Source organism: Paenibacillus camerounensis (assembly GCF_000723885.1).
Taxonomy (GTDB): domain Bacteria; phylum Bacillota; class Bacilli; order Paenibacillales; family Paenibacillaceae; genus Paenibacillus_AQ; species Paenibacillus_AQ camerounensis.
Map to the genome: position 1 here is coordinate 18,465 of NZ_CCDG010000019.1, position 12,420 is coordinate 30,884.

General features: G+C 51.9%; 14 protein-coding genes. 12 read left to right on the top strand and 2 right to left on the bottom strand.

Annotated elements, in window-relative coordinates; translation table 11 throughout:
- Nucleotides 1-2: 2 nt before the first annotated feature.
- The gene (locus BN3772_RS07405; protein WP_042198286.1) at nt 3-365 is read left to right on the top strand and encodes a DUF1304 domain-containing protein; all 363 of its coding nucleotides are present in this window, start codon (nt 3-5) and stop codon (nt 363-365) included.
- Between the two features lie 81 nt (nt 366-446).
- Here the strand turns inward: BN3772_RS07405 and BN3772_RS07410 are convergent, their stop codons facing one another.
- Nucleotides 447-926, bottom strand: a complete 480-nt coding sequence (locus BN3772_RS07410; RefSeq protein WP_042198289.1) for a glutathione peroxidase — start codon at nt 924-926, stop codon at nt 447-449.
- A 170-nt stretch (nt 927-1,096) separates the two neighbouring features.
- Here BN3772_RS07410 and BN3772_RS07415 point away from each other — a divergent pair, with 170 nt between their 5' ends.
- The 3 genes from BN3772_RS07415 to BN3772_RS07425 all read left to right on the top strand — a co-directional run bounded on the left by BN3772_RS07415 (nt 1,097) and on the right by BN3772_RS07425 (nt 2,517).
- Nucleotides 1,097-1,531, top strand: a complete 435-nt coding sequence (locus tag BN3772_RS07415) for an organic hydroperoxide resistance protein (RefSeq protein ID WP_042198292.1) — start codon at nt 1,097-1,099, stop codon at nt 1,529-1,531.
- A 188-nt stretch (nt 1,532-1,719) separates the two neighbouring features.
- Nucleotides 1,720-1,998, top strand: coding sequence for a hypothetical protein (locus BN3772_RS07420; protein ID WP_042198294.1), 279 nt, complete (start codon nt 1,720-1,722; stop codon nt 1,996-1,998).
- A 99-nt stretch (nt 1,999-2,097) separates the two neighbouring features.
- The gene (locus tag BN3772_RS07425; RefSeq protein WP_042198296.1) at nt 2,098-2,517 is read left to right on the top strand and encodes a thiol-disulfide oxidoreductase DCC family protein; all 420 of its coding nucleotides are present in this window, start codon (nt 2,098-2,100) and stop codon (nt 2,515-2,517) included.
- A gap of 97 nt (nt 2,518-2,614) precedes the next feature.
- On the opposite strand, the gene BN3772_RS07430 is transcribed toward BN3772_RS07425, so the two are convergent.
- Nucleotides 2,615-3,799 carry a copper amine oxidase N-terminal domain-containing protein gene (locus tag BN3772_RS07430; RefSeq protein WP_042173581.1) on the bottom strand — a complete coding sequence of 395 codons (1,185 nt, stop codon included), beginning with the start codon at nt 3,797-3,799 and terminating at the stop codon, nt 2,615-2,617.
- Between the two features lie 289 nt (nt 3,800-4,088).
- Here BN3772_RS07430 and BN3772_RS07435 point away from each other — a divergent pair, with 289 nt between their 5' ends.
- The 8 genes from BN3772_RS07435 to BN3772_RS07470 are packed head-to-tail and all read left to right on the top strand — an operon-like array spanning nt 4,089 to nt 12,404.
- Nucleotides 4,089-5,258, top strand: a complete 1,170-nt coding sequence (locus BN3772_RS07435) for a P-loop NTPase family protein (protein ID WP_052380409.1) — start codon at nt 4,089-4,091, stop codon at nt 5,256-5,258.
- Nucleotides 5,251-6,519, top strand: a complete 1,269-nt coding sequence (locus BN3772_RS07440) for a TadA family conjugal transfer-associated ATPase (RefSeq protein WP_042198298.1) — start codon at nt 5,251-5,253, stop codon at nt 6,517-6,519. Before BN3772_RS07435 ends, BN3772_RS07440 begins: the two co-directional genes overlap by 8 nt.
- Nucleotides 6,513-7,343, top strand: a complete 831-nt coding sequence (locus BN3772_RS07445) for a type II secretion system F family protein (RefSeq protein ID WP_086074449.1) — start codon at nt 6,513-6,515, stop codon at nt 7,341-7,343. The genes BN3772_RS07440 and BN3772_RS07445 overlap by 7 nt, the downstream gene beginning before the upstream one ends.
- A gap of 20 nt (nt 7,344-7,363) precedes the next feature.
- Nucleotides 7,364-8,236: a type II secretion system F family protein gene (locus BN3772_RS07450; protein ID WP_042198300.1), complete on the top strand. Its 873-nt coding sequence runs from the start codon at nt 7,364-7,366 to the stop codon at nt 8,234-8,236.
- A gap of 13 nt (nt 8,237-8,249) precedes the next feature.
- Complete coding sequence (locus BN3772_RS07455; protein ID WP_042173587.1) at nt 8,250-8,438, top strand: Flp1 family type IVb pilin; 189 nt, start codon at nt 8,250-8,252, stop codon at nt 8,436-8,438.
- On the top strand, nt 8,438-9,100 hold the full coding sequence (locus BN3772_RS07460; RefSeq protein ID WP_042198303.1) for a TadE/TadG family type IV pilus assembly protein: 663 nt from the start codon (nt 8,438-8,440) through the stop codon (nt 9,098-9,100). The genes BN3772_RS07455 and BN3772_RS07460 overlap by 1 nt, the downstream gene beginning before the upstream one ends.
- A gap of 28 nt (nt 9,101-9,128) precedes the next feature.
- A complete protein-coding gene (locus tag BN3772_RS07465; protein ID WP_052380410.1) occupies nt 9,129-11,390 on the top strand; it encodes a hypothetical protein in 2,262 nt (753 codons plus the stop codon).
- An 18-nt stretch (nt 11,391-11,408) separates the two neighbouring features.
- The gene (locus BN3772_RS07470) at nt 11,409-12,404 is read left to right on the top strand and encodes a TadE family protein (protein ID WP_042198304.1); all 996 of its coding nucleotides are present in this window, start codon (nt 11,409-11,411) and stop codon (nt 12,402-12,404) included.
- Nucleotides 12,405-12,420: the final 16 nt, after the last annotated feature.

Here is a 12,420-nt window from a genome sequence, read left to right on the forward strand (position 1 = left end):
ACATGACTGTTAGTGTAGTATTGGTTGCGGTAATTGCGTTGTTACATATTTACATCCTTTATCTGGAGATGTTCCTGTGGGCGACACCGAAGGGGCAGAAGGCATTTGGGACTACGGCACAGGCGGCACAGGATTCAAAGGGGCTTGCTTTTAACCAGGGGTTGTATAACGGGTTTCTGGCAGCGGGGCTGATCTGGGGGATCGTGTATCCGGATGTAGCTGTCGGCCAGCATATTCAGCTGTTTTTTCTCGGCTGCGTAATGATTGCCGGAATTGTGGGCAGTCTGACTGCCAAAAAGACAATTTTGTATATTCAAGCCGTACCTGCATTAATCGCCATTGTTGCCGTTCTTATGAAGTGGTAATTTTGTGTGATAAAAAAACTCCCCGTACATGGCCGGCAGGCTGTTACAGGGAGTTTTTTGTATGGTCAACGGTAAAATGAATTAGTCCAGCAGCTTAGCGATATCGGCTTCAATCTGATCCGGAGTGGTCGAAGGGGCAAACCGCTTCAGCACACGGCCTTCCTGATCCACCAGAAACTTGGTGAAGTTCCACTTCACACTTTTGGAGCCCAGTACGCCTGGTGCTTCCTTGGACAGATATTTGAACAGCGGATGTGCACTGTCGCCTTTTACATCAACTTTTTCGTACATCGGAAAGGTTACTCCATAATTAATCTCGCAGAATTCGGCGATATCCTCGCTTTGGCCCGGCTCTTGGCTGGCAAACTGGTTACTCGGAAAACCTAGCACTTCAAAACCGCGGTCCTTGAATTTATCGTAGACCTCCTGGAGACCCTTATACTGGGGGGTGAAGCCGCATTTACTGGCTGTGTTCACAACGAGCAGCACTTTACCTTTGTACTTGGACATCGACTCTTCCTGGCCGCGCAGGGTATTAGCTTCATAATCATAAATACTCATGAATTTGGCCTCCCGAACATAAATTTATCACAATTTAATTTTACACTATTTATTATGGAATGCAAACATCCGGATTGTGACAAGAGCGGTATTATCGTTTCAAAATTAACCTGAGGTTTAAAGTTAAGGTGTGTACGACCAAAACTCACTATAAAAGGAGACGATCAACGATGAGCACATTAAATTCGAAGGCTTTGTATACAGCGACAGCAACTGTCCGGGGGGGACGTGAAGGTTCTGTAGAATCTTCGGACGGTGTGTTGAAGCATGATCTGAAGATGCCTAAGGAGCTTGGCGGACCCGGCGGGAACGGCACAAATCCTGAGCAACTGTTCGCAGCGGGCTACGGGGCCTGTTATGAGAGTGCGCTTGCCAATATTGCCCGTAAAGAAGGCGTGAAGCTTCAGGATGTTACGGTTACTTCTAATGTAATGATCGGCAAGGATGAGAGTGACGGCGGCTTTAAGCTGGGTGTGAAGCTGGACATCAGCATACCGGGCGTTGAGCGTTCCAAGGCTGAGGAACTGGCCCGAAAAGCGCATGATTTCTGCCCGTACTCCAAAGCGACCCGCGGAAATATTGAAGTTGAGCTAAATGTGATATAAGGACAGTATAAAGCTCTATTTTAGGGAATAATGGCTAAATATAGTCGGAAACCGGATAAACGGGATAATTGGCAGGCGGCAGCGCGTACTTCGGTTGACATCAACCCCAAAAATCTTTATTATGTCTAAGTATCTGTTAAAGCTACGTGTGCTATTAGAACCAAAAATTTAGATAATGGGTGATGAAGATGTCTTACAGACCGAAAATTACGAATGTGACGAAAGCCAGCAGCAATGATAAAGAGGGCTTGTACGAATTTATTATTAAGACTGCTGACGGAACACAATGCCGCGCGTTCTACAGCCGGAATCCGGAATGGAAAATGACGAACATCAGCCGCCTGCTCAAAACCCCATGCCCGGTGTGCCGCAAGGACTTCATCTGTAAATGCATGGAAGCCTACACTGCTGAATTCGAAGATCAGATGATCGGTGACCAGTGGATCGAAAAGGCAATTGCTGAATAAGGGTAACGGACGGACAATGAATGCGCGGGAGCTATCCCGCGTTTTTGTTTTATATATGGATAGCAGGAAATAGAAAGGTGCCTGGAGGGGGTGCAGCGTTTGGAAAAGGATAAAAGTCCGGAAGCAGGGCAGAGCGTTGTGCTGATCGACGGGGTCTGCCATCTGTGCCAGGGGCTGGTCAGGTTCATTATTCCGCGAGATCCTAAGGGCCGTATTAAGTTTGCTCCGCTTCAGGGTGAACAAGGGCGGGCACATCTGCTGGCTGCAGGGCTTGAGGCTGGCCGGCTGGATACGGTAATCCTTCTTGAGAACGGCAGAGTGTACACGGAATCTTCTGCTGTGCTGCGAATTGCCCGTAAACTGCGGTATCCGTATCCTTGCGTTTATGCCTTCATTATTGTACCCCGCCCGCTGCGTGATAGACTATACCGGTTTGTAGCCAGGAACCGTTACCGGTGGTTTGGACGGGATGAGACATGCCTGATTCCATCGCCGGAGATTAGGAGCAGGTTCCTGTGAGCGGGAATTTCAAAAAAGCAGCGGAGGAGCTCCCGCTGCTTTTTTGTGTGCCAATGTAAAAATTCATATGTTCTATGCCCTGATGTGATTCAATGTGCTATTTAAGCGGTTCAGTTGAAAGCAGGAAGCTCTGCACAAGCTTCCATTTGCCGTCTGCAGATTTGGTGAGTGTAGTAATGGTAGTATTGCGGTTATCCTGGAACTGCGGACCTTTAAGCTTCTTAATGGTTTGCACTGAATACAACACAGCAGTATCACCTTGGTAGTCGATGACTTTCGAGGATTCAATGGTGCCCTCAAGGTCATAAGCCTGGAACAGCTGGGCCGCTACAAGCTTATTCTGCTCATAACCCGCAGAGTTCTCGTCTATGGTGGACATTAAGCCATCCAGGTCTTCTTTATTGGTGTAATCGACATTGGCGGCAAATACAGCCTTGATCGCATCTTCATCTGCCTTTGGAACCGTTACGGCTGCTGTCAGAGCGCTTTCCGGGAGGCTGTACTGCACGGCCTGAAGCTGGAGATTGCTGATTTTCCAGTCAGCGTCCTTAGTGCTGCGTGTCAGGGAGTAAATATATTCAGTCTGGCTGTTCGGCATAAACGGCCCGCTGATTTTTTCGGTGGATTCGATGGTATGTACAGTTGCTTCATTGGCTTTAAGCTCGATGATATTGAGCTGGTCAACCGAATTTTTGAGGTTATAGGTTTCGAACTGCTGCTTGATCTGCGGACCGATCTGGGCAATCGGCGATTTGGAGTCAATCAGGCTCATGAAGCCTTCATAGTTCTCTTCGTTTGAGTATTTTACATAATTACTGAAGAAATCGGCTACTGAGACTGTATCATCGGTGCCCTGCAGACTGGTAATTTCGACAGTTCTCGTAGTTGCATTCCAGACCACGTTATTGCCGGTAGCTTCACTTACAAAACGGACTGGCACATAAGTAACATTCTTTATCATTTTTGGAGCGGTCTGGAGCGGCTTCACAATGCCGTTAATGCTGGCGTTTTTGCTGCCGAGCTGCAGCTTGATAACCAGGCCCTCTTTTGTTGCGGTAATGGTGCTGGTCTTGGCATCAAATACAACACTAAGTCCCAGCTTCTCAAAAATAGGGCGCATCGGTACAAGGATGGCATGGCCGTCATTGAGCGGGGCGTTTGTGGTCAGCTGCAGCTGTTCCTGGTCGATCTGGACTGTAATCGGTTTCTCTGCGGCGGAAGCCGAAAGGCTGATTGCGCCGGATAAGGTAAGTGCGGCAATAAAACCGGGTAGTAATTTCATCTGTGTGAGGTCTCCTTTTAAATGAAAGTGTTGGTATGGGAAAAGTTTACCAAATAAAAGTATAACACCTAATGTAATTTGGGGATATATCCTATTGCGGACATGCTGTTCCAGTAGAGGTATAGCGAGGTAAATACTGTTTTTTGAAAAAAAGGATTGCCGCTCTACTGCATATATGCTACTATAGCTGTAAATTATAGGATTACGAGCGGAAGCACCGTTCAATGACCGTATTACTGCGGTTATTGACGGTGCTTTTTTTGCTTTGTCTGAAAGGAGAGTGGTTATTATGGCAGCGAGGATTGTGCTGGCCGTTCGCGAGAGTCAATATATTGAGCCTTTGCTGCATTATGTGCATCACAGTGATTACGGGGAGCTGCTGCGGATTTCCGCGTTCAGCAGGCCGGATACCTTCATGGAGTTTATGGCCAGCGGCGAACCGGCGGATGCGGTAGTGGGCGATCCTTCTTTTATTGAATCCTGGCTGGTAGAAGGAAGGAGCAAAGTACCTTGGGCTGTTCTCAGCGAGGACGGGAGAATAGCCGGTAACGGTACAAATCTGGCCGGCGGGACGGTCATTCAGAAATATCAGGCTTTGCCCTCACTGCTGGAAGCTGTACTCCAGTTATGCGAAGTAAGGCGGCCCAGAGCAGAATCTGCCCTCAGAGAGGAAACACTGCTGCTCGGAATCGTCTCGGCCAGCGGCAGTAGCGGCAAAACAACGCTGTCGCTTAATATGTCCAAACAGCTGGCGGCAAGGGGATTGTCAGTATTTTATTTGAACCTGGAGAGTGTTGACAGCAGCGGGCTGCTGGTGCAAATGCCCTCACACAAGGCGCAAGGCCTGGAACGGCTGCTGTATGAGCTGAAGGTAAGGCAAGCGGATGGAACTGAGGATGCGGCGGTAAAGCTTGAGCTTGGCAAATATGTATGCAGACATGAAGCTCTTCGCTGTGACGGGTTCAGGCCTGTAGAGAATTTTAAGGAAATGCTGCAAATGACACAGCCGGATACGCTGGATTTATTGAATCTGCTTAGTGCGGCGGGCAACTATGACGTAGTGCTGGTTGATACCGGCAGTCTGGAGGAAGAACGCAGCCAGGCTGTACTGAAGCGCTGCGGGATACTGCTCTGGATGCTCAGAAATGATGAGCAAAGCTTGTATAAGACAGAGAAATGGCTGCAGCACGGCAGCAACGCCCATTCAGGATGGCCGCAGGATCTTCAGGATAAAAGCCGGTTCATTCTGAACTTTGCCGGAGCATCCGGCAAAAATAACCCTGCTCCCGGGGGCATAACACCGGATAACCAGCTTCCCTATATCCCGTCCTGGGCTTTGCAGCATCATGTGGAGCTGTGCCTGGAATCTCCGCCCTTTATAGCAGGGGTAGAGCAGATATGCCGTGATATTGTCGAGCCGCTGCTGCCGGGAGTGTTCACGGGTAGCCGGTATGAATGAGGAATTATTCAGAAGGCTGAAGCGTGAGATCCGTGCGGGGCTTGATGTTACTTCTGCTGTCGGGAACCGTGAGCTTAGCCGCTATATCGAACAGACTATTCTAGAGATGCAGAGCTTACGTTATTTGACTGCCCAGGAGAAGCATGAGCTGGTAAAAAAACTGTTCGATTCCTTCCGGGGGCTGGATATCCTGCAGCCGCTCGTTGATAATCCGGCTATTACCGAGATTATGATCAACAGCCATGAGGAGATATTTGTAGAGGAGGAGGGACAGATCCGGCGGCTGCCGCTGGCTTTTGAATCGAGGAGCCGGCTGGAGGATATTATCCAGTCAGTGGTCTCCGGTGTGGACCGCGTGGTCAATGATTCTACTCCGATTGTAGATGCACGGCTGCGTGACGGTTCCCGGGTCAACGTGGTGCTGCCCCCGGTTGCCTTGAAGGGGCCGGCGATGACGATCCGCAAATTCCCCGAAACACCGATGACCATGAATGATCTGGTGCGCCGGGGGGCGCTAGGCAAAGAGGCGGCAGAGCTGCTGCAGACCTTGGTAGCTGCCGGCTACAATATTTTTATAAGCGGCGGAACGGGCTCCGGGAAGACTACATTTCTAAACGCCTTGTCCCAGTTCATCCCGCCACAGGAGCGGGTCATTACCATTGAAGATTCAGCGGAGCTGCAGATTGTTACTGTACCTAATCTGGTTTCTCTCGAGACGAGAAATGCCAACACGGAGGGGCGCGGAGAGATCAGCATCCGCGATCTGATCCGCTCCTCCCTGCGGATGAGGCCTAACCGCATTGTAGTGGGTGAGGTCCGGGGAGCTGAATGTCTCGATATGCTGCAGGCGATGAACACAGGCCATGCCGGAAGCTTATCTACAGGACACTCCAACAGTGCGCGGGATATGGTCAGCCGGCTGGAGACGATGGTGCTTAGTGCAGCGGACCTTCCTGTTGCCGTAGTCCGGCAGCAGATCAGCTCTGCTATCGATGTATTCGTGCATCTCTCCAGGCTGAGGGACCGCTCACGCAGGGTAGTAGAAATCTGCGAGGTTGCCGGATTAAGGGAAGGGGAGGTGGTGCTTAACCCGTTGTACCAATTCCGTGAAGCGGGGGAACGTGATGGAGTGGTTGAAGGCAAGCTGGCTGCATGCGGCAATCCGCTGATGCATACCGGCAAGCTGGGGATGGCCGGTATACACCATTATCCGCTGAAGGAATTTGCATCGGCTATGGAGGTGAAGGAGCCGGTATGCTGAAGCAGATGCACAGACGGCAGACGCAGCAAAGGCCCGGGCAGCGGGATCTATCAGACAAGAAGAAGCCGGACAGCGGGACGCAGCTGCCGGATTATACAGTGTATGCCTTATCTCCGCGCCTGAAAATATCAGCGGTGCTGGCCGGCGGGCTGCTGATGTTCGGCATCGGTTATCTGTTCTATCATCAGCTGCTGATTTCGTTGCTGCTGGTGCCGGGGGCAGCTTATGCACCGGGGCTGTTGCGCAATTATTTGCGGGACCGAAGGCGCGCTGCACTTAATCTGCAGTTTAAGCAGACTTTGTTTTCTCTTTCCTCCTCACTGTCAGCCGGGCGTTCAGTGGAGAATGCGTTCCGCGAAGCTGTGGCTGATCTGCAGATGCTTGATCCGGAAGGGAACAGTGACATGCTCTCGGAGCTGACCATTATCTGCACGCGGATGGAGTACAATCAGCCGATCGAAGAGGCGCTGCATGATTTCAGCCGCCGGTCCGGAATGGAGGATGTGGAGCGGTTTGCCGATGTGTTCACCGTCTGCAAACGAACCGGCGGAGATCTGGTTGAGGTGGTACGCCGGACCTCCTCTATTATCGGGGAGAAGCTGGATATCCAGCAGGATATTGCCGTAAGCATTGCCCAGAAGAAGTTCGAAGCCAAAGCCCTGCTGGCCGCCCCGCTGCTGATGGTACTCTTCATGAGCCTGACGGCAAGCGACTATATGCAGCCGATGTATACAGGGGCAGGCATGGCGATCTCAACTCTTTCGCTGGCCGGACTATACCTGTGCTACCGCTGGACATCCAAGATCATGGATATTCCGCTCTAGGGCTGTGAGGAGGTGGGGAAATGCAATGGATAAGCGGTGCCGCAGTAATTGTACTGATTCTCGGCTGGCTGCTGCTGCGCCTGAGATGCGGCAGCCGTTATGACGTACTGCGAGGCCTGACGATGGAGGGATTGAAGCTGCGCGCCGCCGGAGTGCCCTTCCTGCTGCTGGTTGAGAAATGGAAGATTGCCAGCTATCTGCCCACGGTGGTGCTGAGAATACAACGCTCGCTGCAGCGCAGCTATGGCTTGCGCTACAGTTCGGAGCGGACGCTGCTCTTTATGGGGGAGATGCTCTGCTTCAGCTGGCTGTTCCTGCTGGGCGGAAGCTTGCTGACCCTGCTCAGCGGCGAGGAGACCGGAATTATTCTTGGGGTGCTCCTGGCCCTGATTCTCCCGGTTGCTCTCGTCAGTGACCTGCACAAAAAGGTAAGGCTGCGGGAGCAGAATATTGTGCTTGAGCTGCCGGAGCTGCTCAACAGCATCGTATTGCTGGTTGGCGCCGGCGAGACCGTGCAGCGGGCCATTATCCGCTGTGTGGAGAGCCGCAGGGGTGACTACAGCCATCCGCTCTACAAGGAGCTTTTTACAATGATTACCGAATGGGAGAGCGGCTATTCCTTCCAGCAGGCATTTGAACAGTTCAGCAAACGCTGTGCCGTGCAGGAGGCGTCGCTGTTTACAACTACAGTACTGCTGAATTACCGCAGGGGCGGTGCGGATTTTGTACTTTCGCTGCGTGATCTCTCACGGATGTTATGGGAGAAGAGAAAAGCGCTTAGCCGTACGCGCGGGGAACAGGCTTCCTCGAAGCTGGTATTTCCGATGGTGCTTATCTTTTTAATTGTTATTGTGCTGGTGGGAACACCGGCAATCATGATGCTCAAAATGTAGGAGGATGAGGAAAATGAAATTAATGATAGCAGAAGCTGCCAAACGGTTGTGGAAGGATGAGGAAGGGCTGGGTACGCTGGAAATGATCATGATTATTGCGGTATTGATCGCAGTGGTTCTGGTATTCCGTACGGAAATTACTAAGGTGGTCAAGGATTTAATCAGTACGGCGGGAAGCAAGAGCCAGGAAGTTTTTGAGTAATGGATCTGCGGAGTGATGAAGGCAGTTTCACAGTTGAAGCGTCTTTGCTGCTTCCTATCATTATGATGATTACAATGCTGCTTCTTTTCTTCAGCTTATATACCTATCAGCGGACAATGCTGCTGCAGTTTTCTTCTGCCACAGCTGAGCGTGCTGCCTATAACTGGGATAACAGTAATAAAGGTGCCGGCGGAGCGTTTCCGGCCGGGAGCTATGATTCGTTGTACTGGCGGATCGGCGAAGACGGGCTGCTTGCTTCCCTGTTTGGTACAGGGTCTGTAAATGGGGGAGTGGAGCTTGCGATACCGGCACCAGGGGCTCAAGGTTCTTTGCCCAAGCTGAAGCTTGAGCATTCGGCGGAGAAGCTTCCGGCGAATATGACTGGAGAGATGAACTACAGCTACAATTTTTCCGGCCGCAGGATAAGCACTGAGCTGCAGCGTGTACTTCGGCTGCCAGTGCTGGATAGGCTTATGGAGGATAAGGCAGAGCCAATAGTAACGACACAGGCGGTTGTCACGGAACCGGTGGAATTTATCCGCACAGTTGAGCTGATGCGATATTACGCCGCCAAATTTAAGAACGGTAAGCAGGAGAACAGCTCCGGGACGGGCATGGATAAGCAGGAGGCCGGCCAGATGCTGAACACTCTGAAGAAGTGAGGCCAGCTGAACAGGACGGAGGGTACAGATGAGATCAATGAACCGGACAAAGACAACTCAAGACAGCAACCGGATACCGGGATGCAGCATGAAAGAGGATGGCTCAGTATCCGTTTTTCTGATCATGGTACTCGCCTTTGTCTTCCTGTTCACCGCTGTATTGATTGATTATGCGCGTATCGCTGCTGCGAGTGTACAGCAGGAGAGACTGGCCAGGGCGGCGGTGCGCTCAGTAATGTCTTCCTATGACCTGAGCCTTCAGCAAAGCTATGGACTGTTTGCTTTCGGAGGCGATAACGGGGATCAGCTGCTATCCGGAGTACTCAACGACAACCTGTACGAAAGCGGACGGGGGGATGCCTTTAATCTGCTGCCGGTCAAGCTGGACAGCTCTTCCCTGGCCTGGAGCCGTTCAATCGGCAGTTACGATATTTTCCGCCGGCAGATCGCGGAGGAGATGAAATACAAAGCACCGGTTGACTTTGCTCTTGAGCTGGCAGGCAAATTCAAGCCGCTGGCGGCTGCAATGGGGGAGGCTTCTCGTTCAACGAAGGTCCTCGGTAAGCTTCAGCCCCTGTATGATGCGCGTGAAGCAGCGCTTGACCGGATGCTTGAACATCGGCGGCAGGCAGCGGAGAGTGCAAGAGGCCTGCAGCAGATCATTATGAATCCGCCGCAGGATTATATCGGTACCCGTTCGCTAAGCAGTGTTGAAACAGCTGCGGATATAGCGGCTATGTATAACGATTATGTAGGCAAATACTATACCGACCTGTACCGTGACAGAGAGAAGGAATCTGAAAGATACCAGTATGACATCGGCCGCTATTTGCAGCAGTCTGCGAAGCGGCTTACCGGAATACCGGAAGTGCTGTCTGCTTTCAGACAGCAGCATGATTCTCATGTGGCTGAAGCTAAGGCTGCGCTGCGTGAAGCGTCAGAACTTAACACACAGATGAAGACTTTACTTGAGCAGTCCAGGGTAAGCAGCGCTGAGAGCGGGCAGGAATCGGCGGACAGCTGGAATATTCCCGGCAGCAGTAATAAGGGACTTGATACAGAGGTTTTGTCTAAGCTGCGTGAGCAGGAGGACAACCTGCTCCTTGCACCGGGCGAGCTCAGTACGCTGGAACGGAATATAACCGTTCAGGAACAGGCCGCCGGGGGGGGGGAGCCGGCAGTATCTGCTCTGCCTGCTGCTCTGGCAGAAGCTGCCGGACTTTATGCCGATGTTCCCCGGATGAGTGCTGCTGTGCTGGATGCTTCACAAGCTGTCAGCAGCTATCTGCTGAATTACGGCAACTCAGGTGCAGTTATATCCGCAGAGACTGCTGAGATCGAGGCACACCGTACCGCCGACAGTGAACGCAAGCAGATAGAGCAGCAGGCTAAAGCCAAGCTGGGAGATGCAATGAAGCTGATAGATCAGCTTCGCAGCCTCGGCGATAGCGCGGCAGCAGCGCAGCAGCGGTACAACACGCTCCGCCAATATTACGAGGACAGTATCCGGTTTAATCAGGCAGAGGATAATGCACGGACAACAGATTCCGGGAGCAGGGATGTATATACTGCGGGCAGCTCCGCAATGAGTGATGTAGACGGGCTATATGCGGCTATAGGCAGCATTATGACGGGGGCAAGGGATAGGCTGTTCCAGACGGAGTATTCGGCAGCTTATTTTCAGCATTTTGACTTCTCCCTGCTGGCTGCCGCCGCTTCTGATTCCGGAGACAGCCTGCTCTCCGCCCTGTCCGGCCAGCTTGATCCACATGCCCAGGAGCTGGAGTATATTCTGTACGGATTCCATAATCCTGCAGGAAATATAGCCGCTGCCTATGGTGAAATTTTTGCACTGAGGCTGGCAATACGGACGATGGAGGGATTTATCGAGAATGCCCGGCTCAGCAACCCGCTGGCTATTTTAGCCGCAGCGCTGCTGTACGGAGTTGAGCAGGCGGTTCAGGATATGCTTCAGTTGAGCAAAGCTGGCGAAGTCGTATTATCCAAATACTTGCCGACTATGCTGGACTACCGCGGTTATTTAAGGTTATTCATGCTCCTGCATGGGGCAGGTGAAGCCCAACTGTCCCGCATGCTTGCCCTAATCAGGCTGAACACGGGAATTAACCCGCAGGAAAAATTTACTTATGCTTCTGCCCAGATCCGCATGGGTCTTAGGCTGTGGTTTTTGCCGGGGACGGTGAAGCTGCTGGATTACAGCTCCGGGCTTCCGGGCGAAGTAGAAGGCAACGTATATTACCGTGCTGTGCAGGCGGATTTTTCTTATTAGCAGCAGAAGGAGGGCGGAATGGAGTGCTGGAGTCTGCAGGCGCAGAAACGCCGGGATGAAGGGAGTATGGTAGTTGAGGCAGCGATGGTGCTTCCGGTGTTTCTGCTGTTTGTCCTTTTTTTGATCTATATCATTCAGATGACGCTGTATTCGACGGCTCTGCAGAGCACTGCATCCGACACAGTAAAAATGATTTCGACACATATCTATCCGGCTGCACTGGCCGCGCAGAGGTTGGCTGAGGAAGAGAACAGCGTTGCAGATCCGGCAGGACCCGGCGGAGCGCCGGATGCAGGGAAGCCGTCCGGGAAGTGGAGTATTCCCCGCCTGTCGCTTCAGGAGTGGAGCGGCAGCTACGCGGATACAATGCCTTCACCTATTGATGAATGGGTCAGGGCTGCGGTGCAGCGGGCGGAAGGCCCTCTGCAGGAGCTTCAGGCTGAGGCGTCCCAGGCTGTGCTTGACCTTGCGCTGAAGCCTTTAATGAAGCCTTATCTGGCAACGGATTGGCTGGATTATGACCGGATACATGTCTCCAATGTCACAATTCCTGAGCTGAAGGAGGGTTCGCGCCCGTACTTCGGATTAGTGGTCAGCTATGAGCTGCCGATGAAGGTGCCCTTTCTGAATAAAGCAATCGTCCTGGAAGCCGGCAGTGTTGAACGAATCTGGATCGGGAATACCGATGCCGCCGAACAAAGCGGGGAAGACGGGAATGAGGAGCCGCAGGCATATATTATCATTCTTGATAAACCGGATCCGGGCGTAGCCAATAAGCAGGGCGTGATCAGGATTAAGGTTCCACCGGGAGCAGCGGCGAATCTTTCAATTTTTTATAAAAGCGGCCAGAGTACAGCTAAATATCTGGGCTGGAAAGAAGCAGACGAAGCCGGCTTTATTGAATGGGAATGGAAAATCGGGGTTAATACGACACCGGGCACATGGACGTTTGTTGTAACGCTTGAAGACGGGACAAGTCTGGAGGCAACCTTTAAAGTAGTAAAAAGATTCTAGCGGGAGGAGGGGTGAC